Origin of the sequence: Azospirillum sp. TSO22-1 (assembly GCF_003116015.1) — a bacterium.
Classification (GTDB): domain Bacteria; phylum Pseudomonadota; class Alphaproteobacteria; order Azospirillales; family Azospirillaceae; genus Azospirillum.
This window is the reverse complement of the sequence record NZ_LGQZ01000064.1, coordinates 1-19,926: the sequence shown is the minus strand read 5'-3', so window position 1 is coordinate 19,926 and position 19,926 is coordinate 1. Positions and strand designations below refer to the sequence as shown.

At 71.0% G+C, this 19,926-nt stretch carries 15 protein-coding genes; 11 read left to right on the top strand and 4 right to left on the bottom strand.

Going from position 1 to position 19,926, the window contains the following annotated elements; genetic code table 11:
- Window positions 1–72 precede the first annotated feature (72 nt).
- The gene (locus TSO221_RS16930) at window positions 73–1,284 is read right to left on the bottom strand and encodes a DUF2336 domain-containing protein (protein WP_247878090.1); all 1,212 of its coding nucleotides are present in this window, start codon (window positions 1,282–1,284) and stop codon (window positions 73–75) included.
- The gene (locus tag TSO221_RS16925) at window positions 1,281–1,826 is read right to left on the bottom strand and encodes a MarR family transcriptional regulator (protein ID WP_109119688.1); all 546 of its coding nucleotides are present in this window, start codon (window positions 1,824–1,826) and stop codon (window positions 1,281–1,283) included. Before TSO221_RS16925 ends, TSO221_RS16930 begins: the two co-directional genes overlap by 4 nt.
- 611 nt (window positions 1,827–2,437) lie before the next feature.
- Here TSO221_RS16925 and TSO221_RS16920 point away from each other — a divergent pair.
- The 11 genes from TSO221_RS16920 (at window position 2,438) to TSO221_RS16865 (ending at window position 17,944) form a co-directional block, all read left to right on the top strand.
- The gene (locus TSO221_RS16920; RefSeq protein WP_109119687.1) at window positions 2,438–4,168 is read left to right on the top strand and encodes a type I secretion system permease/ATPase; all 1,731 of its coding nucleotides are present in this window, start codon (window positions 2,438–2,440) and stop codon (window positions 4,166–4,168) included.
- Window positions 4,165–5,484: an HlyD family type I secretion periplasmic adaptor subunit gene (locus TSO221_RS16915; protein WP_109119686.1), complete on the top strand. Its 1,320-nt coding sequence runs from the start codon at window positions 4,165–4,167 to the stop codon at window positions 5,482–5,484. Before TSO221_RS16920 ends, TSO221_RS16915 begins: the two co-directional genes overlap by 4 nt.
- Before the next feature lie 422 nt (window positions 5,485–5,906).
- On the top strand, window positions 5,907–6,860 hold the full coding sequence (locus tag TSO221_RS16905; protein ID WP_199229508.1) for a calcium-binding protein: 954 nt from the start codon (window positions 5,907–5,909) through the stop codon (window positions 6,858–6,860).
- Between the two features lie 53 nt (window positions 6,861–6,913).
- Window positions 6,914–9,187: a glycosyltransferase family 2 protein gene (locus TSO221_RS16900; RefSeq protein ID WP_109119684.1), complete on the top strand. Its 2,274-nt coding sequence runs from the start codon at window positions 6,914–6,916 to the stop codon at window positions 9,185–9,187.
- Window positions 9,184–10,017 (top strand): class I SAM-dependent methyltransferase, encoded by an 834-nt coding sequence (locus TSO221_RS16895; RefSeq protein WP_109119683.1) that lies wholly within the window; start codon window positions 9,184–9,186, stop codon window positions 10,015–10,017. The genes TSO221_RS16900 and TSO221_RS16895 overlap by 4 nt, the downstream gene beginning before the upstream one ends.
- The gene (locus tag TSO221_RS16890; RefSeq protein ID WP_109119682.1) at window positions 10,014–11,297 is read left to right on the top strand and encodes a glycosyltransferase family 4 protein; all 1,284 of its coding nucleotides are present in this window, start codon (window positions 10,014–10,016) and stop codon (window positions 11,295–11,297) included. Before TSO221_RS16895 ends, TSO221_RS16890 begins: the two co-directional genes overlap by 4 nt.
- Window positions 11,297–13,480, top strand: a complete 2,184-nt coding sequence (locus TSO221_RS16885) for a hypothetical protein (protein WP_109119681.1) — start codon at window positions 11,297–11,299, stop codon at window positions 13,478–13,480. The genes TSO221_RS16890 and TSO221_RS16885 overlap by 1 nt, the downstream gene beginning before the upstream one ends.
- Window positions 13,477–14,799 (top strand): glycosyltransferase family 4 protein, encoded by a 1,323-nt coding sequence (locus tag TSO221_RS16880; protein WP_109119680.1) that lies wholly within the window; start codon window positions 13,477–13,479, stop codon window positions 14,797–14,799. The genes TSO221_RS16885 and TSO221_RS16880 overlap by 4 nt, the downstream gene beginning before the upstream one ends.
- 128 nt (window positions 14,800–14,927) lie before the next feature.
- Window positions 14,928–16,049, top strand: a complete 1,122-nt coding sequence (locus tag TSO221_RS16875) for a hypothetical protein (RefSeq protein ID WP_247878089.1) — start codon at window positions 14,928–14,930, stop codon at window positions 16,047–16,049.
- An 18-nt stretch (window positions 16,050–16,067) separates the two neighbouring features.
- Window positions 16,068–17,255, top strand: a complete 1,188-nt coding sequence (locus TSO221_RS16870; protein WP_109119679.1) for a polysaccharide pyruvyl transferase family protein — start codon at window positions 16,068–16,070, stop codon at window positions 17,253–17,255.
- Between the two features lie 2 nt (window positions 17,256–17,257).
- Window positions 17,258–17,944, top strand: a complete 687-nt coding sequence (locus tag TSO221_RS16865; RefSeq protein ID WP_109119678.1) for a hypothetical protein — start codon at window positions 17,258–17,260, stop codon at window positions 17,942–17,944.
- Window positions 17,945–18,137: 193 nt separating this feature from the next.
- Here TSO221_RS16865 and TSO221_RS16860 read toward each other — a convergent pair whose 3' ends face one another.
- Together TSO221_RS16860 and TSO221_RS16855 are read right to left on the bottom strand one after the other, a co-directional pair.
- Window positions 18,138–18,821, bottom strand: a complete 684-nt coding sequence (locus tag TSO221_RS16860; protein ID WP_109119677.1) for an HD domain-containing protein — start codon at window positions 18,819–18,821, stop codon at window positions 18,138–18,140.
- Window positions 18,822–18,910: 89 nt separating this feature from the next.
- Window positions 18,911–19,588: a hypothetical protein gene (locus TSO221_RS16855; RefSeq protein ID WP_109119676.1), complete on the bottom strand. Its 678-nt coding sequence runs from the start codon at window positions 19,586–19,588 to the stop codon at window positions 18,911–18,913.
- Window positions 19,589–19,926 lie beyond the last annotated feature (338 nt).

The window sequence follows — 19,926 nt, the reverse complement described above, 5'->3', positions numbered from 1 at the left end:
GGGCTGGGGGAGGGCCAAGTCCGGAAAATCGGGAAACCCCGCCCCACCCTTCCCGATCCCGGGAAGCCGCGCTCAGCCGCCGGCCGGCACCACACGGCCGCCCGACGCCGGATGGCGGCCCGGCGGAACCGGCAGCGGCAGACCGGCGCGGGCCATGGCGCGGTCGACCACGTCGGCCGGCGCCTGGTCGATCAGCTGCAGCAGCAGATCGTCCACCTCGCGCTCGTCGATCTCGGCGCACTCGGTGAAGACCTCGGCGATGACCTCGGCCTGGTAGGTGGCGCGGCCGGCGTCACCGCCGTCGTAGCCCAGCTCCCGCGCCACCGCGATGGCGATGCGCACCGGCACCTCCAGCGCGCTGGGCAGCCGCGCCTTGCGGAACAGCGCCTCCAGGCCGAGCGGCCCGCCGTCCCAGGCCAACAGCCGCACCGCCTCCACCGCGATGCCGGCGCGCACCGACATGCCGGCGACGAACAGGCGGAACTCCCCGGCGCACAGCGCGCGGCAGAGCAGAGACCCGGTCAGCCGGTGGTTGGCGTCCAGGTGATGGGCGACCAGGTCGACGTCGTCGATCTCGTGCACCAGGGGCTGGAGCAGCAGCATGGTCGCCGCCTCCCGCCCGCGCTCCACCAGCTTGGCCGCCAGATGCGGCGACAGCTTGTGCGACGTGACCAGCGAGGCGCGGATCTCCTCCGACACGAAGGCGATCAGCCGCTCGACCAGCGCCATGGACAGGTCCGGGCGCGCCGCGATGGCCTCGGTCACCGCGCGCACGCCGCCGAAGCGGTCCACAGCGGTGTGCAGCGCCGGTTCCGGCACCGCCGCACCGGCGTTGCGCAGCAGGCGGGTGACGACCACCACGTTGCCGACCTCGACGATGGCGTTCGCCACCTTGGCCGACACGGTGCGCCGACCGGCGATGGCGAGCTGCTTGTGGGCGTCGCTCTCCGCGACGATGCGCAGCAGGAACTCGTCGCCCAGCGCCTCGGCGTGGCGCAGCACCGGGAAGGCCACGGCGCCGACGTCGCGGGCCAGCTGCTCGGCAAGGTCCTCGGTCAGCAGGGTGCTGTTGTTGATCTGCCAGGCGACCGCCTCGCGCACCGTGGCCTCGGCGTCGGCGGCGAAGCAGTGCAGGATCTCGGTGGCCAAACCGCGCTCGCCCTCCGTCAGCGCGCCGGCCTCCAGGTCGTGCACCAGCTTGGTCATGGTGACGATGCGGGCGGCGGCGGTCGGCGCCGCCGAGAGGTACGCGACGTCCTCCGACGTCAGGGCGTAGACGGTCACGGAATCTCTCCGTTCCCCCATTCCAGGCTGGCGGAGTCGTAGCGGATCAGGTCGCACCACGCGCGCTCCAGCCGGCGCAGCGTGCGGTAGGTGGCGTCGAACTCCTGGGCGTCAGCCTCGGTGCGGATCATCGCCTCGCTGCGCACCGCTTCCAGGCGGCGCAGCTCCTCGACCAGCCGCAGCCCCTGCGGCGACAGCTTGAGACGCGCCGTGCGGCGGTCGCGGGCGCTGGCGGCGCGGTCCACGTAGCCGGACTCGACCAGATGCTTGAGATTGTAGGAGGCGTTGGAACCCAGGTAGTTGCCGCGCTCCAGCAGATCGCGCACCGACAGCTCCTCGTTGCCGATGTGCATGAGCATCAGCACCTGCACGGCGCTGAGATCCTCCACGCCGATGCGCGCCAGCTCGATGCGCACCACGTCCTGGAAGCGGCGGTTCATGCTCTCGATGATGCGCGCCAGATCGTAGCAGACTCCCTTCCCGGCAAAGCGTCCCGGGCGGGCGGGTTCGACCGGCAACGTTTCGACGGCGGCGGTGCTCATCGGTGGCTCCTGGTGCTGCTCCGGCAAAGGGTTCGGCGGGTCTCCGGGACGGGCGACGGCCCGGAAACGCTGCCTCGACCGGTTTGCCGCAGATTCATTTCAAATTGTTGGGACATATTTCGGCCATCGGCGCCCGTCCGGCCCAAGGCAGCAAGGGTCCGCAAAATTTCCAACGTGCGCCTGCACGCGCATTGCTGGCGAAAGACGGAAGCCCGCATTCCGGCGACCGCCGACCGACTTGGTAAGTCATCGTCTTTCCTTTTGCGACACGCGTCGAAATGGGTCAGCATTACGAGACTTAAACGCGTCAACGGCATTCTGTCTACAATAATAAAATAACGTTCAGCGCAAATACTTATGCCGTGAAATTCCGTGATTTTGGTCGGCAGATGTTTCGGATATCAAAACATTGACGAGGGATAGAACGAAGCTCCCGCGAATCACAGACATTTCGAATTCCGAAACAACCCGCAAATGCATTGCACCGCATATCCATACGATTGCACAAGTATACGGATCACACTATTTTCCGTTGACCTTTGGCAACGGTGGTGCCTAGCGTCACCGACTTGGACTGTCCGTCGGCGACACCCGAAAGGCTTCGCACCTCCATGACGACCGCCTCCCCCTCTCGCGAGCCGGCGCCGTTGCGCGGCACCCTGCGGCAGATCGGCCACGGGCTGCTGTTCGCCGCGGTGCTCAACTGCTTCGCCAACGCGCTGATGCTGATCGTGCCGCTGTTCACCATGCAGGTGTACGACCGCGTGATGACCAGCCACAGCACCGACACGCTGGTCATGCTGCTGATCGTCGCCGTGGCCGGCCTGATGCTGGCCGGCGTGCTGGAGTACATCCGCGGGCGGACCTTCCAGATCCTCGGCGGAATCGTGGCGCGGCGCCTCAACGTGCCGGCGCTGCAGGCCGCCGTGGTGGACGCGCTGGGCGGCGGCAAGGGCACCAGCCAGACCATCCGCGACCTGAACGAGCTGCGCACCTTCCTCACCGGCTCGGCCATCGCCGTGCCGCTGGAACTGATCTGGGTGCCGCTGTTCCTGGCGGTGCTGTTCCTGCTGCACCCGGCCTACGGTGCGGTGGCGTGCTGTGCCGCGGTGCTGCTGATCGTGCTCAGCGTGATCACCGACCTCGCCACCCGCCGCCCGCTGGCCGAGGCCAACGAGGCCGCCGCCCGCACCTTCGCCGAGGTCGGCGCCACCGTCCGCCACGCCGAGGCGATCGAGGCCATGGGCATGCTGCCCGCCGTGTCGCGCCGCTGGCAGGAGTCGCAGGCACACATGAGCGACCTGCTCGACCGCGGCTCGTCGCGCGCCCGCGCGCTGGCGGCGGTGACGCGTTCGCTGCGCCTGATCCTGCAGATCGGCACCATGGCGATCGGCGTGCTGCTGGTGCTCGACAACGCCGCCTCGCCGGGCAGCATGATGGCGTCGGGCATGCTGATGAGCCGCCTGCTGCATCCCTTCGAGCAGCTGATCGACGGCTGGCGGCAATGGGTCTTCGCGCTGTCCGCCTACGGCCGCGTCCGCACCATGCTGACCAACAGCGCGTCCCGCCGCGAGACCATCCCGATGCCCCGCCCGGAGGGGCGGCTGAGCATCGACCGGCTCGGCTACATCCCGCCCGGCGCCGACCGCCCGGTGCTGCGCAACGTCTCCTTCGCGCTGGAGCCCGGCGAGGTGCTGGGCGTCATCGGCCCGTCGGGCGCCGGCAAGTCCACCCTCGCCCGCCTGCTGGTCGGTGTCTGGGAGCCGACGGCCGGCGGCATCTTCCTTGACGGCCACAGCACGTGGCTGTGGGAGCGCGAGAGCTTCGGCAAGCACGTCGGCTACGTGCCGCAGAGCGTGGCGCTGCTGGAGGGCTCGGTGCGCGAGAACATCGCCCGCATGCAGGAGGGCGACCCCGCCGCCGTGGTCGCCGCCGCTAAGCTGGCCGGCATCCACGAGATGATCGGCCGCCTGCCCTACGGTTACGACACGCCGCTCGGCGACACCACCGGGGGCCTCAGCGGCGGCCAGCGGCAGCGCGTGGCGCTGGCCCGCGCGCTGTACGGCAACCCGCGCCTGCTGGTGCTGGACGAGCCCAACTCCAACCTCGACAACCTCGGCGAGGAGGCGTTGATGCAGGCCATCGCGCGGGCCAAGGCGGACGGCACCACGGTGGTGATGATCACCCACCGCCCCTCCATCGTCTCGGCGGTGGACAAGCTGCTGGTGCTGAAGGACGGCATGGTCGAGCAGTTCGGCCCGCGCGCCGAGGTCATGCGCACCGTCACCCCCGCGGCGCCCAAGCCCGCCGTCCGCCTCGTCCGCGCCGGAGAGCAGCCATGACCATGGCCCTGACCGACGAGAACGTCCTCGACCCGGCGCTGCGCCGGGTGATGCTGTCCGGCGTCCTGGCGGTGGGGATCGGCTTCGGCGGCTTCCTCGGCTGGGCCTGCCTCGCCGACCTCGACGCCGCCGCCATCGCCTCGGGCATCGTCGTCGCCGACAGCCAGCGCAAGACCATCTCGCACCTGGAGGGCGGCATCCTCAGCGCCATGCTGGTGAAGGAGAGCGACGTCGTGCGCGCCGGCCAGCCGCTGCTGCGCCTGGACGACACCCAGGTGTCGGCGCTGATCGCCCAGATCCAGACGCAGCACTGGGCGGCGCAGGTCCGCCTCGCCCGCCTGCGGGCCGAGCAGGCCGAGGCCGCGTCCTTCGAGGTGCCGGCCGAGGTCGCCGCCGCGGCCGCCTCCCACCCGGCCGCCGCCGACTCGGTCGCCAGCGAGCGCGGCCTGTTCGCCGCCCGGCGCGAGCGCAACGACGGGCTGCTCGCCGTGCAGCGCAAGCGCATCGCCCAGCTGCGCGAGCAGATCGCCGCCGTCGACGCGCAGAGCGCCGCCAGCGCCGAGCGCCTGACGCTCACCGAGGACGAGCTGCGCATGGTGAAGACGCTCGTCGACAAGGGCTACGAGCGCCGTCCCAGGCTGCTGGAGATGCAGCGCCTCGTCTCCGACCTGAAGGGCCGGCTCGGCGAGCTGAAGGCCAACCGCGCCCAGGCCGAGCAGGGCATCGCCGCCGCCGAGCTGGAGATCCTCGACGTCGCCAACACCCGCCGCTCCGAGATCGCCGACGAGCTGCAGAAGACGCAGGCGGTGCTGGCCGACCTGACCGAACGGCTGCGCGCCGCCGGCGACGTGAAGCGCCGCCTGACCGTCACCGCGCCGCAGGACGGCCGGGTGGTCGCCGTGCACTTCCTCACCCCCGGCAGCGCCATCCCGAGCGGCGCGCCGATCCTGGAGCTGGTGCCGGAGCACGACGACCTGGTGGTCGAGGCCTCGGTCAGCCCGACCGACATCGACAGCGTGCGCGCCGGCCAGCCGGCGCACGTCCGCCTGACCGCCTACAAGCAGCGCAAGGTGCCGCCGGTGGACGGCGTGGTGATGTCGGTCTCGCCCGACCAGCTGAAGGACCAGCGCACCGGCGCCCCGTACTTCGCCGCCCGCGTCCGTCTGCTGCCCGAATCGCTGGCGAAGCTGGAGCGCGTGGCGCTCTACCCCGGCATGCCGGCCGAGGTGATGATCACGTCTGGCGCCCGCAAGGCCATCGACTACTTCATCTCCCCCATCACCGACAGCATGCGCCGCTCCTTCCGCGAGGAGTGACCGCCCTGAGAGCCCCTCTCCCCTTGCGGGAGAGGGGTTGGGGAGAGGGGTGCGCCGGCGCAGCCGGCCCGAAACCTTCCGCAATGCCCCCTCTCCCCAAACCCCTCTCCCGCAAGGGGAGAGGGGCTTTTTTTGCCTCTTTTAAAATCCCCTCTCCATTACCGGCCTGCATGTCCTCATCCGGTCACAATCATTTCAAAAACCGAAACATCCAATAAACATTCCGACACCGAACCCGAAATAGCTCAGAAACAGCGCACTCCCTAACAGCGAAACATCATCGATACTTGTGAGACATTTGGCGGTCACAGGTCATATGAGGCGATTCTCCTCTTGAGATTCTTCTACCTCCAACGAAGAATGCCTCTCGAAAGAATTAGAACACTCGCCTCCCCCACATAGCCAATAAGGAAACACGACCAATGGCCACGATTCCGGGCGCGTCCTACGACATGCACGTCGGCACCGACGGCAAGGACCACATCAACGGCGGCAGCGACGCCGACCTCATCCTCGGCATGGACGGCAAGGACCATCTCCAGGGTGGCAGCGGCAACGACCTGCTGTTCGGCGGGGCCGGCGACGACCACGTGCAGGGCGGCAAGGGCGACGACGTGCTGACCGGCCTCGGCGGCAAGGACCACCTGCAGGGCGGCGCCGGCAACGACACGCTGGCCGGCGGCGACGGCGACGACAAGCTGGACGGCGGCAAGGGCAAGGACTTCCTGGTCGGCGGCGACGGCCACGACAAGATCGAGGGCGGCAAGGACGACGACCACCTCCAGGGCAACGCCGGCAACGACACGCTGGACGGCGGCAAGGGCGACGACTTCCTCTCGGGCGGCGCCGGCCACGACAAGCTCAGCGGCGGCGACGGCGACGACACCGTGTCGGGCGGCGACGGCAACGACACGATCGACGGCGGCAAGGGCGACGACTTCCTGGTCGGCGGCGACGGCAACGACAAGGTCAACGGCGGCGACGGCAATGACAACATGCAGGGCAACGCCGGCAACGACGTCCTCGACGGCGGCAAGGGCGACGACTTCCTGTCCGGCGGTGCGGGCGACGACACGCTGATCGGCGGCAAGGGCGACGACACCATGCAGGGCGGCGACGGCCACGACACCTTCGTGTTCAGCGGCGGCGGCGGCCAGGACGTGGTGCTGGACTTCAAGGCCGGCGAGGACCTGCTGCAGATCTCCCGCAACATCAACGGCCTGCACATCCGCACCGCCGAGGACCTGGCGTCGCGCGTCAGCGACGACCACGGCAACGCGGTCATCGACCTCGGCCACGGCGACAGCATCACGCTGGTCGGCGTCAACGCCACCGACGTGCAGCACAACCCGAACCACTACTTCACCATCGGCTGACCCTGACGCCGGCGGCGCCCCCCGCGCCGCCGGCTTTTTTTTGAACAGGCACCATGACCCAGATCGCAGCTATTCGAAGCACCGAGGCCGTGGCGGCCGCCAGCCTGCACGCCCTCGGCGGCGGCTTCCTGCTGGCGGTCTGGGAGTCGCACGGAGCCGAACCGCCGTCCCGAATCACCCCGTCGGTGAACGGCGGCACGGCGCCGCTGCCCTACACCACGCTCACCGTCCGCACCTCGTGGGGGAGCCAGCGCAGCTACGCCGTGCTGCGCTGGCCCGGCGGGCGCGGCACGGCCGGCTTCCACGACCAGTCGGGCCGTCTGCTGGCCGAGGCCCAGGCCGGCGCCGGCCTGCCCGACTTCGACCCGGCGCTGCTGCTGGGCGGGCTGGACGCCCCGGCGCGGCTGCGCGTCGCCCGCCTGATCCTCGATTTCTGCCGCTCGACCGGTGCGCTCAAGCAGGACGCCGGCTTCGTCGCGGCCTGCCGGCGCGTGGTGCACGAGCTGTCGCCGCGCCCCTCCACGCTGACCGCCACCGCGCTGCTCACCGATACGCTGCTGCTGTGCGAGGGCAGCCTGTCCGCCAGCTTCGGCGCGGTGCTCGGCGTCGTCGCGCTGACCGGCGACACGCTGTCCCCCGTCGCCGTCGCCGCGCACGTCGGCACCGCCGCCGATTCGCGCGGCCGGCTGCCGCTGCACGTGGTGCTGGAGCGCGCGCTGGCCCGGCCGGAGACGCTGGTGGTGCTGATCGGCCGCAACGGCCTCGCCTGCCGCACGGTGACCGGCGCCACCGCCGCGCTGCCGACCCTGCTGGAGCACCTGGAGCAGCGCCGCGGCCTGCCCGCCGCCCTGCGCCAGCACCTCACCCGCTGCCTCGCCGAGCGCGGCCGCACCGAGGCCGCCGCCGGCGCCACCGCCTACGAGATGCAGGTGCTGCTGCCGCAGCCGAAGCGCCAGCTCGCCGATCCCGACCGCCCGGTGGGCGCCGCGGTGGACGTGGCGGTGCCGACGCCGGACGGCGGCCTGTTCCTCGCCGGCTGGGTGCACGACCCGCACGGGCTGGGCGCCGGCATGACCATCGTCTCCCCCTTCGGCGAAGAGCGCACCCTCGACGCCTTCCCGCACCGCTTCCCGCGCGAGGACGTGGCCAAGCTGTTCCGCACCGGCCCCGGCGAGATGCACGGCTTCGCCGCCTTCCTGCCCGGCCTGCCGGAGCCTGGCCCCGCGGTGCAGGTGCGTTGCGAGCTGCGCCTCGGCGGCGGCGGGAAGATCGCCCTGGTGCCGCCGCCCAGCCCGTCCTCGCCCAAGGAGGCGTGCGCGCTGGTGCTCGGCAGCGTCCCGCCGGCCTTCGTCACCGACGAGTTGATCGAGACGGTGCTCGCCCCCGCGGTGGCGCCGCTGCACGCCGCCCACCTCGCGGCCCGCACCGCGCCGACGGCGATCCGCTTCGGCACGCTGCCGGAGCGCCCGGCGGTGTCGGTCATCATCCCGCTATACCGGAACCTGGAGTTCCTGCGCTTCCAGCTCGGCGCCTTCGCCACCGACCCGGCGATGGCCGGGGCGGAGCTGATCTTCGTCCTCGATTCGCCCGAGCAGGCCAAGGAGGTCGAGCACGCGCTGCGCGGCCTGCACGGCCTGTACGGCCTGCCGATGCTGCTGCTGGTCAACGGCGCCAACCACGGTTACTCCGCCGCCAACAACGCCGGCGTCGCGGTCGCGCGGGCCAAGACGCTGCTGTTCCTCAACTCCGACGTGGTGCCCGACCGACCCGGCTGGCTGCCGCAGCTCGCCGCCGCGCTGGAGGCCCGCTCCGCCACCGGCATGGTCGGCCCGAAGCTGCTGTTCGACGACGAATCGCTCCAGCACGCCGGCCTGCTGTTCCAGCAGGACTTCGAGGGCCGCTGGTACAACCACCACTACTTCAAGGGCATGCCGCGCGACTTCGCGCCGGCCACCGTGGCGCGCGCCGTGCCGGGCGTCACCGGCGCCTGCCTGATGATGCCGAAGCCCCTGTTCGAGCAGGTCGGCGGCTTCACCGAGGACTACGTCATCGGCGACTACGAGGACTCCGACCTCTGCCTCAAGGTGCGCAGCCTGGGCCGCGAGATCCGCTACGTGCCGGAGGTCGAGCTGTACCACCTGGAGCGCCAGTCGATCACCCGCAACGCCGGCTACACCCGCGGCGTCGCCGCCCACTACAACCGCTGGCTCCACGCCGGCCGCTGGAGCGCGCTGATGAGCGACCTGATGTCCCGCGACTGGCCGGCCGACGACGCCGCGCCGGCCCCCGCCCCCCACAAGGCCAAGAAGCGGAAGGGCCGCCGATGAGCGCGCTCCCCTCGGGCAAGGTCGTCCTGCTGCGCGGCGCCCAGCGCAACGCGCCGCCCATCGAATGGCTGTGCGAGCAGGTCGCCCGCAACCGCTTCATCCCCGTCCCGCCGTCCGAACGCTGCTTCGTCGGCGACGGCGACTTCCGCGCGGTGGGCGCCGAGTTCCTCGGCCACTTCGTCCGTCTGGGCGGCCTGAAGCCCGCCGACCGCGTGCTGGAGATCGGCTGCGGCATCGGCCGCATGGCGCTGCCGCTGACGCAGTACCTGACCGGCGCCTACGACGGCCTCGACATCGTCGCGGACGGCATCGCGTGGTGTCGCGAAACGATCACACCGGCCTACCCGGAGTTCCGCTTCCACCACATCGACGCCGCCAACGCGCTGTACAACCCCGACGGCCGGCTGGACGCGGCGCGCGCGGCGCTGCCGATGCGCACAGGCGTCTACGACTTCGTCATCCTGACCTCAGTTTTCACACACCTGCGCCAAGCCGAAACCGAGCATTACGTGGCCGAGATCGCCCGCATGCTGCGCCCCGGCGGACGCTGCTTCGCCAGCTTGTTCCTGGTCGATCACGCCGCCCGCACGGCGCTGAAGGACGGCGCCACCCGTCCGGTCTTCGTGGACGGCCCCGGCCCGGAGTTCATCGCCGATCCGGACGCGCCGAACGGCGCGGTGGCCTACGACGAGGGCTTCTTCCTCGGGCTGTGCGCGGCCAACGGCCTGCGCCCGGCCACGCCGATCGTCCGCGGCGGCTGGAGCGGGCGGGAGAACGCCGAGAGCTACCAGGACCTTCTGGTGCTCGAAAAGACGGAGACGGTTCGATGAGCGCGCCCCGCGTTCTCTTCATCGCCCACAACCACCCGGCGCTGCACCCCGGCGGCACCGAGATCTTCGCGCACGACCTGTTCCGCGCGCTGAAGGCGGACGGCGTGCCGGCGCTGTTCCTCGCCTGCACCAACCAGACGCACCGCCAGCCGAAGCCCGGCACCAGCTTCCAGACGCTGGGCCGCAGCGCCGACGAGGTGATCCTCTGGGCCGGCCACTTCGACCATTTCTACCAGAGCCAGATCGACCTGCACGGCATCGTGCCCGACCTGTCGAACCTGCTGCGCTCCTTCAGGCCGGACGTCGTGCACGTGCACCACACGCTGCTCTTGGGCGTCGAGATGCTGTTCCTGATCCGCCGCGTGCTGCCGCGCGCCAAAATCGTCTACACGCTGCACGACTACTACCCGATCTGTGCCAACGACGGGCAGATGGTGACGCCGAAGACGCACGCGCTGTGCACCGGCGCCTCGCCCGACGCCTGCCACCGCTGCTTCCCCGAGCGCACGCCGGACAAGTTCGTGCTGCGCGAGAAGCACCTGAAGACCATGCTGGGCCTGGTCGACCGCTTCCTGTCGCCGAGCCGCTTCCTGCGCGAGCGCTACATCGCCTGGGGCCTGCCGGCCGAGCGCATCGACGTCATGCCGAACGGCCGCCCGGAGACCGAACGCGCCGCCCCGCGCGCCCTGGCCGACGGTGACCGGCGCGACGTGCTGGGCTATTTCGGCAACCTCAGCCCCTACAAGGGCATCCGCGTCGCGCTCGCCGCCGCCAAGCGGCTGGTGGACGCCGGCGAGACCGGCTTCCGGATGGAGGTGCACGGCGGTGCCCCGTTCCAGACCGACGGCTTCAAGTCGGACGTGGAGACCGCCATCGACGCCTGCGGCGGCCGCGTCACCGCGCACGGCCCCTACCGGCGGGACGAGATGGCCGCGCTGCTCGGCCGCGTCGATTGGGTGCTCACCCCGTCGATCTGGTGGGAGAACGCGCCCCTGGTGATCCAGGAGGCGTTCCAGCAGGGCCGCCCGGTCATCTGCTCCGGCATCGGCGGCATGGCCGAGATGGTGCGCGACGGCGTGGACGGCCTGCACTTCCGCCCCGGCGACCCCGTGGACCTCGCCCGCGTGCTCCAGCGCGCGCTGACCGAGCCCGGCCTGTGGGAGCGCCTCTCCGCCAACGTTCCCGCCGTTCCGACCATCGCCGAAGCCGCGCGCAAGCACCGCGCCCTCTACGACGTGCTGGTCGGCGTCCACACCGTCCTCGCCGAGAGAGCCTCCTGATGACCGACACCATGCTGCAGCCGGACCTCTCGGTCGCCGTGCTGATCGACGACGACACCCTGCTGCTGTTCGGCACCTGCGACCGCCCGGCGCTGTCCGGCGGCATCGCCACCGCCAACGGCGAGGCGGCGGGCCGTTTCGACGCCCACTGCTGGCCGCGCGAAGATGGCGGCCACTGGCTGCTGGCGGCGCTGCGCGCCCCCGACGCCGGCCGCCTGCAGACCGCCCGCCTCGCGGTGGACGGCATCGACGGCGAGGCCCTCGCCCTGCCCCGCCTGCGCGCCGTCAAGGTCAACCCCTGGGGCCTGCTCTCCACCCTGAAGGAGGAGCACGCCGCGGCCATGCCGGCGGCGCTCGACTTCCTGCTGCGGGTGCTGGCGCCGGCCGACGGGCAGCCGCTGTCGGCGCGGCTCGGCAAGTTCCTGTCGGCTTTCGTCGGCCACATCGCCCGGCCCGAGGGCTTCGCCGAGATCTTCGGCCGGCTGTCGGCCGGCAACGGCACCATGGTCCAGGGCTGGTCCTCCTCGCTGGAGGCCGGCCGCGCCGAGATGCTGGTGGAGACCGACGCCTGCCGCTTCTACCGCGCCGAGGTCGGCACCGTCCGCCGCCCCGACCTGCCGGACACCGCCTGGGGCGTCGTCGCCGTGGTGCCGGCCGCCGAGGACGCGCCCGAGCAGATCCGCCGCATCTTCTACCGTGCCGGTGGTCGCTGGTGCGAGCTGGAGCTGTTCGCCGAGCGCACCCTGCTGCCCGACGGCGTGGCGCTCGCCCACCTGCGCGACCTGCTGCCGCGCCTGAACGCCGACCCGGCCACGCTGCGCGCGCTGCGCCGCCGCATCACCGCGGTGTACGAGGGGCACGAGACGGTGTCGCGCCTGGAGGTGCCGGTGTGCGCCGCGCTCGACCGCGCCATCCGCGTGCCGGGCGTCGGCACGCTGGTCACCGGCTGGCTGCTCGACCCGCAGCGCAACGTCGCCTCGGTGATCCTGCACGGCCCCGCCTTCGAGGCGGCCATCGATGGCGACTGGTTCCGCACCCAGCGCAAGGACGTGACCGAGGGCTTCCTGCACGACGGCCGCTTCGCCGGCCGCCTGCCCGCCGACCGCCACGACCACGGCTTCCTGGCCTTCGTGCCGGAGTCCGCCGGCCTGCCGGAGGACGCCGCCTTCCACCTGGAGATCGCGCTGACCGACGGCGGCTGCGCCTACTTGCCGGTGCACCCCGTGGCGCCGAACGCGGAGTTGGTGCGGCACCTGCTCTGCCTGATCGACATCAACAACCCGGCCGCCGAGAGCCTGATCGAGCGCCACGTCGGCCCGATCGTCCAGGCCGCCGGCCGCGTCTCCCCCGACGCGCCCGCCGCCCCGGTGTTCGCCATGGGGCGCACGGTGGCGACGCCCAACGTCTCCGTCGTCCTGCCGGTCACCGACGGGCGCGAGGACGTCGACCTGCACCTCGCCCGCCTCGCCATCGACCCGGACTTCGCCCAGGCGGAGATCCTGGTCGCCGCCGCGGCCGGCAGCTCCGACCGCCTGGCGCTGACGCTGCGCCGCGCCGCCTCCTTCTACAAGCTGGCGGTCCGCCTCGTCCCCGCCCCGCAGGCGCACGACGCCTTCGAGGCGATGGCCGCCGCCCTGCCGCACGCCGCGGCGGAGCACGTGCTGCTGCTCTCCACCGCGGTGCTGCCGACCACGCGCGGCTGGCTGTCCGAGCTGGCCCGCGCCGCCGCGGCGCACCGCAAGCCGGCCATGGTCAGCCCGACGCTGCTGTACGAGGACTTCTCGATCCGCTTCGCCGGCGTGCGCGTCGAAGGCGACCGCCCGGTCGCCCAGTTCGCCGGCTACCCGCGCGAGTGGCTGAAGGAGCGCCAGCCGGTCGCCGTGCCCGCCGCCACGGTGGACTGCGCGCTGCTGCCCAAGCGCCTGATCGCCGAGGCCGGCGGCCTCACCGCCGGCTTCGTCGGCGCCGAGTACAAGAGCGCCGACTTCTGCCTGCGCCTCGGCAAGGCCGGGCACACCTGCCTGTGGGTGCCCACCGTGGCGCTGGTCGCCGTGGACGAGCAGGCCCGCAACGCCGCCCACGAGTACTGGCGCCAGACCGGCACCCTGGTCGACCGCTGGGCCTTCGACCGCCATTGGGCCACACGGCCTGCCAACACCGACCTGCGGGTGAGCACGCGATGAGCAACAACGACAAGAAGGTCCTGGTCATCAGCCACGGCCACCCGGCCTTCTCGCTGGGCGGCGCCGAGGTCGCGTCGTACAACCTGTTCCAGGGCCTGCACGACTTGCCGGGCTGGGAGAGCCACTACCTCGCCCGCACCGCGCCGCCGATCACCCCGCACGGCGGCTCGGCGCTGATGAGCCTGCGCCAGAAGGAGCGCGAGGTCCTCCTCTACGCCAACGACTACGACCACCTGCGCTGCTCGAACCGCAACCTGCCGGCGCTGGAGCAGGACTTCGTCCGCTACGTGCGCGACCTGCAGCCGGACGTGGTGCACTTCCACCACTTCCTCGGCCTCGGCGTCGAGAGCCTGCTGGCGCTGAAGCAGGCGCTGCCGGAGGTCCCCATCGTGGTGACCTTCCACGAGTACCTGTCGATCTGCCACCACCACGGCCAGATGGTGAAGACCAGCCGCAACGCGCTGTGCTACCGCGCCAGCCCGGCCGACTGCACCGGCTGCTTCCCGCACATCGGCGAGGCCGAGTTCTTCAAGCGCGAGCTGTTCCTCAAGACCTTCCTGGAGCTGGCCGACTTCTACGTCTCCCCCAGCCACTTCCTGATCGACCGCTACGTCGACTGGGGCCTGCCGCGCGAGCGCTTCTCGATGATCGAGAACGGCCTGACGGTGGAGGAGGTGGTGCCGCCCCGCCCGCTGCCGCGCGGCGGCCGGCGCAACCGCTTCGCCTTCTTCGGCCAGCTGACCGAGTTCAAGGGCGCCCACGTGCTGGTCGAGGCGGTGTCCCGCGTGTCGGCCAAGGTGTGGGGCGAGGACAGTGCCCTCATGATCTTCGGCGGCAACCTGGAGCGCCAGCCCGAGGCCTACCAGAAGAAGTTCCTGGAGATCACCGAGAAGGCCGGCGAGCGCGTGCGCTTCTACGGTTCCTACCGCTCGGCCGAGCTGCCGGGTCTGATGAAGGACGTGGACTGGGTGGTGATGCCGTCGATCTGGTGGGAGAACTCCCCGGTCGTCATCCAGGAGGCGTTCCTGCACGGCCGCCCGCTGATCACCAGCAACATCGGCGGCATGGCCGAGAAGATCACCCACGGCGTGGACGGCCTGCACTTCCGCAACGCCAGCGTCGAGGACCTGGTCGACCGCCTGACCGAGGTGCTGACCACCCCCGACCTGTGGGACCGCCTGCACATGCGCATCCGCCGCCCGATCGACCGGGTGGAGTGCGCCAAGCGCCACGTGGACATCTACGAACGCCTGCTGTCGGCGCGCAGCAAGGCCGCGGCGCCGGCCACGCCGAAGCGCGCCGTGGCGCAGAAGGCGTGACGTTGATCGCCACGCGTGCCCCCACCCCCTACCCCTCCCCCGCTGCGCAGGGGAGGGGGGATCGCCCTCCCCTGCGCAGCGGGGGAGGGAGGGGACCCAGGCGCAGCCTGGGGAGGGTGGGGGCAAGTGTGTTCGCCCTCCTCCTCGCCATCGCCCTCCCCGCCCACGCCGCCACCCTCGACATCGCCCCGGATGGCGCCCCGGAACCCGTTTTCACCTGGAAGACCGAGGCCTGCGAGCCCTGGGACGTCCCCGACGCCCCCGCCCGCGCGTGGCGCGGCGCCGACGGCGACGTGCATCTCCTGGCGAGCCACCACCGCGCCCGACTGATGTCCGGTCCCAACCTGGACACCCTGCGCCACGACTGCCGCGTCGTCTTCGAAGCCGCGCACGATCCCGCGCCGGAGCACGTCAACGACCGCGGCTGGCTGGTCTCCCCCTACACGCTGGACGGCCAGACCATCCACGCCCTGGTGCACAACGAGTTCCACGGCCACACGCGCCCCGCCCTGTGCCCCAGCAAGCGCTACGCGTCCTGCTGGTGGAACTCGATCACCGCCACCGTCTCCACCGATGGCGGCCAGAGCTTCGGCCCGCCGCGCTTCGTCGCCGGCCTGCCCTACCCCTACCAGGGCGACCTCGGCCACCGCGCCGGCCTGTTCAGCCCCAGCTCCGTCGTCGCCCGGCAGGGCTGGTACTACGCCATGCTGTTCGCGGAAGGCTTCGGCGCGCAGAAGCGCGGCGTCTGCGTCATGCGCACCCGCACCCTCGCCGACCCCGCGTCGTGGCGCGCGTGGGACGGCACAGGCTTCAACGTGCCGTTCACGCAAAGCACCGACAACCCGGAACTGCACGTCTGCGCCCCGCTGCCGCGGTTGTTCGGCACGGTGACCAGCCTCGTCCGCCATCGCGAAAGCGGCCTCTACGTCGCCCTCATGCAGGGCGGCAAGCCGGGCGGCGTCTGGGCCGCCACCTCCTCCGACCTGACCACCTGGTCGGAGCCGCGCCTGGTCTGGCAGGCGCCCGCCGCCTTCGCCCCCGACTGCGGCCAGCGCTTCGCCTACGACTACCCCTCGTTGCTCGACCCCTCCAGTCCTTCGCGCAACTTCGAGGACATCGGTGAGACCGCCTTTCTTTACCTCACCCGCTTGGCGCTCGACGGCTGTAAGCCGGGTACCGAGCGCGACCTCGTCCGGCTGCCGGTGACGATCCGGCAGACCCCGTCATCGACCAAGAGTCCCAGTCACTAAGAGTTCAGGGAGGCATCCTTGTCCAAGATCCTCGTCATGATCCCGTCCGGCGAAGTCTACGACCACGACTGCGTGCGTTGGTACGAGTACGCCGACATCCAGGCCAGCATCGACCACTACCACAACATCGGCGACGCCTTCGTCTACGACAGCTCGCTGAAGCTGCTGGATTTCGAGAAGCTCGACGTGCTGGAGATCCGCACGTTCGATCAGGCCGAGGTGGACCGGGTCAACGCGGAGTACGACTTCGTCTTCCTGCGCGGCTCCAACTACATCAACAGCGAGATGCGCTGGCCGGCGGCGACCGAGCAGGTGCTGTCCAAGCTGAAGATCCCGGTCCTGGCCTTCGGCGTCGGCGCCCAGGCGCCGGTGACCGGTAAGCTCCAGCTCTCCGAGGAGAGCAAGCGCATGTGGCGCCTGATCGCCGAGAAGTCGGTGACGCTCGGCGTGCGCGGCGCCTACACCGCCGAGGCGATGTGGGACATCGGCATCCGCAACACCCGCATCGTCGGCTGCCCGACCGCCTTCCGCGGCCTGAACCCCGACATGCGCATCGACCTGCCGCCGCTGGAGCGAATCAAGAAGGTCGGCGTCACCATGCGCCGCGAGGTCTCCAAGGCCTACGCCCGCGACGTCCAGGTCTACCTGACCAAGCACCGGCAGATGGTGAAGGACCTCGCCGCCCGCTTCGACACCGTGCTGATGATGCAGGGCGAGGTCGAGGAGAAGAAGCTGCTCTGGGGCACCGAGGAGCAGAAGGCCGAGGCCTGGGCCGCGCTCCACAATCAGGAGTGGCTGAAGCACTGGTACTTCGACGAGACCATGGACGAGCTGTACCGCAGCCGCCTGTGGTATTCGGACGTGGTCGCCGACTACGAGAGCCTCGTGCGCTCGAAGGACATGGTGCTCGGCTACCGCCTGCACGGCAACCTGATGGCGCTGTCGAACGGCGTGCCGTCGGTGTATTTCAGCTACGACAGCCGCACGGCGGAGTTCGCCGAGACCTTCGGCATCCCCTGCTACGACGTCTTCTCCGAGAAGCCGTTCGTGCTGGAGGAGTACTGGGACCAGTCGCTGTTCGAGCGGTTCAACCAGCGCTTCTACACGCGCTACCGCGACATGCGCGAGTTCCTGGACGAGAACGGCATCGCCCACCGCATGCCGGAAGTCACCGCGAAGCCGCGCGCCCAGCGGCAGGCGGCCTGAGCATGGGCGCCGCCACCGCTCCCCAGCTCGAGGGCCGTCTGGACGCGGTGGCGGGCCGCCGCGTCTACGGCTGGGCGTGGAACCGCTCCGCGCCGGACGAGCCGCTGGTCATCGAGGTGCGCTTCGACGGCGTCGACGCGCCCCTCGCCACCGTCACCGCCGACCAGCCGCGCGAGGATCTCGCCGGCGCCGGCATCGGCCCGCACGCCTTCGAGGCGGAGGTCGAGCTTCCCCCCGGTGCCGACCCGGCCCGCCTCGTGGTGGTCGCCAAGCCGCCCTCCGGCGGCGCCGAGCTGACGATGCGCCCGCGCAGCGAGACCGAACGCCTGCTGGAGGAGACGGTCACCCCGCACCTGACCCGCCTCGGCGCCGAGCTGGACTCGCTGCGCGGCGGCCTCGGCCGGGCGCTGCGCGACCTGTCGGCCCGGATGCCGGCCAACGACGCGGGAGCCGCCGAGGCGCTGGCGTCGCGCCTGGACGCGCTGTCCGACGCCCAGCGCACGCTGGACGAGCGGGTCGCCGGGCTGGAGGTGTTCCTGATGCGCCTCGACGGCTCGCTGTGGTCGCTCGCCGAGGAAGCCAAGAAGCGCAGCACCGGCACCGCCGACCGCCCCCTGCGGCTGGCCGTGGCGGCGCTGGGCGGCGCGGTCGCGGTGATGGCCGTGCTGATGCTGGCGCGGGTGTTCTAGACGTTCTTTTCGAAAGACGGGAGCCTTTTCCTTCGTCATCCCCGCGAAGGCGGGGATCCAGTGTTCGCGTCCGCGAGCCACATGAGTCATGTCGCCGCTATCGCGGCTCGTCCTGGATCCCCGCCTTCGCGGGAATGACGGTTTGGAACAGTGGCTGCCAGCCGGGAAACGCGTTCGTGCGCTAAATCCCGCCTCACGCCGCCCCGCCGATCTCCGCCAGCAGTTGATCCCGGAAGGTCAGCAGGAACTCCGCGCGCTCCTGCGCCCGCCGCCGCCCCGCCGCCGTCTGCATGGTCGCCGGCAGGCGCAGCAGCTTGGCCTCGAAATGGTCGAGCGCGTATTGCAGGTCGTCGAGCGGCCGGTCCTCGGCCAGCGGGTCGTCGCCGTGGAACAAGGCCCGCTTCATCAATCCCGAGGTCGCGAAGCAGCGCGCGATGCCGATGGCGCCCAGGCTCTCCAGCCGGTCGGCGTCCTGCACCAGACGCGCCTCCACCGTCCGCGGCGCGATGCCGGCGGAATAGCTGTGCGCCTCGATGGCGTGCCGCACCGCCGGCAGCAGCCCCACCGGGAAGCCGAGGGCGCGCAGCACCTCCTCCGCCCGCTCCGCCGACAGACGCGAGGCGCGGCTGCGGTCGGGATGGTCCTTCGGTACGTTCACCACGTCGTGCAGCAGGCTCGCGCCCAGCACCACCAGCAGGTCGGCGGGCGGCGCCCCAGACGCCTGCGCCTCCTCCGCCGTCAGGCCGCGCGCGGTGCGCCAGACCCGCATCAGGTGGTGGACGTCGTGCGCCGGGTCCTCGGCGACATTGGCCCGCAGCCAGCCGGCGATGGTGGTCTCCCAGGCGGCGACGTCGCTCAGCACCAGATCCTTGGGCATCGGCACAGGTCCTCAACAGTCGGACCTTTCCATATGGGATCGAATCCCGCGCCTGTCCCGCAACCTTCCGGAGTTTCCCCGGAATCGCCTCACCCCAGCCGGCGGGAGGTCACCGGCTCCAATCCGCCGCGCCACTCGGCGATCTCCGCCTCGACGCGCTCCACCGCGCGCTGGTCGCGGAAACGCTTGACCGCCCGGTTGTTGTCGCCGCGCATCTGCATGGCCTGCAGGCGCTCCGCCACCTCCGGCTCCGAGGCGACGGCCTGCCGCCAACGCTCCATGCGGATCGCCACCACCGCATCGACCATCGACTGCGCCGCCAGCCGGCCGCCCATCTTGACCGCCGCCGGGGCGAGGCGCGTCGCCGCGGCCTGCGCCACCTCGTCCGGAATGCGCGGGAACACGCCGCGCACCGCGTCGGCCAGCGAGCGCTTGAGGTCCTCGCCGCGCTTGCGCCCCTCCGCCGCCGGGCCGACCGAGGCGCGCGCCTGCTTGGCCGCGTGCCACGCCAGCACCGCGTCGCCGACCGCCTTGGCGTCGGCGTTCATGCTCACGCTGCCGTCCGCCTCCGTCGCCAGCCCCAGCTTGAGCAGCGAGGCCAGCGAGCGTTCCCGCAGCGGATCGCCGGCCAGCAGCCGGTCGCGCCCGACGCCGTCCGCCGCCAGCAGGATGCGCAGCAGGTCGAGGTCGCTGCGCGTCCAGCGCCGCGACGCGACCAGCCGCTCCGCGCGGTCGCGCAGAGGATCGGGCAGGCGGTCTTCGGACATGCGGGTCTCCTTGGGATGAATGCGGTGGGGTTCTAGACCGGTTTCCGGGCTGGCGGAAGGCCCATTCACAGCCGCACAATGCAAAAAGAAAAATGGAGCGAATACTTTGCTCAATTTATGCATGTCGGCGCAATGGAGGTAATCATCCGAATTATTAATTCACAATTAACCACGATCGGCGCTCTCTGACGTCCACGAGACACCCGCACCGCCACGGCACCGCAAAAGAGAGCCGTCATGCCCGTCACCACCCTCACCGAACTGCACGCCCTCGTCGCCCGTGTGAAGGAGGCGCAGCGCGCCTACGCCGAGTTCCCGCAGGAGACGGTCGATCTGAT

What these genes read in the sequence shown, in the direction of transcription:
- TSO221_RS16925 (WP_109119688.1), bottom strand. Translation starts at nt 1,826, where the DNA reads ATGAGCACCGCCGCCGTCGAAACGTTGCCGGTCGAACCCGCCCGCCCG.
- TSO221_RS16920 (WP_109119687.1), top strand. Translation starts at nt 2,438, where the DNA reads ATGACGACCGCCTCCCCCTCTCGCGAGCCGGCGCCGTTGCGCGGCACC.
- TSO221_RS16915 (WP_109119686.1), top strand. Translation starts at nt 4,165, where the DNA reads ATGACCATGGCCCTGACCGACGAGAACGTCCTCGACCCGGCGCTGCGC.
- TSO221_RS16905 (WP_199229508.1), top strand. Translation starts at nt 5,907, where the DNA reads ATGGCCACGATTCCGGGCGCGTCCTACGACATGCACGTCGGCACCGAC.
- TSO221_RS16900 (WP_109119684.1), top strand. Translation starts at nt 6,914, where the DNA reads ATGACCCAGATCGCAGCTATTCGAAGCACCGAGGCCGTGGCGGCCGCC.
- TSO221_RS16895 (WP_109119683.1), top strand. Translation starts at nt 9,184, where the DNA reads ATGAGCGCGCTCCCCTCGGGCAAGGTCGTCCTGCTGCGCGGCGCCCAG.
- TSO221_RS16890 (WP_109119682.1), top strand. Translation starts at nt 10,014, where the DNA reads ATGAGCGCGCCCCGCGTTCTCTTCATCGCCCACAACCACCCGGCGCTG.
- TSO221_RS16885 (WP_109119681.1), top strand. Translation starts at nt 11,297, where the DNA reads ATGACCGACACCATGCTGCAGCCGGACCTCTCGGTCGCCGTGCTGATC.
- TSO221_RS16880 (WP_109119680.1), top strand. Translation starts at nt 13,477, where the DNA reads ATGAGCAACAACGACAAGAAGGTCCTGGTCATCAGCCACGGCCACCCG.
- TSO221_RS16865 (WP_109119678.1), top strand. Translation starts at nt 17,258, where the DNA reads ATGGGCGCCGCCACCGCTCCCCAGCTCGAGGGCCGTCTGGACGCGGTG.
- TSO221_RS16860 (WP_109119677.1), bottom strand. Translation starts at nt 18,821, where the DNA reads ATGCCCAAGGATCTGGTGCTGAGCGACGTCGCCGCCTGGGAGACCACC.
- TSO221_RS16855 (WP_109119676.1), bottom strand. Translation starts at nt 19,588, where the DNA reads ATGTCCGAAGACCGCCTGCCCGATCCTCTGCGCGACCGCGCGGAGCGG.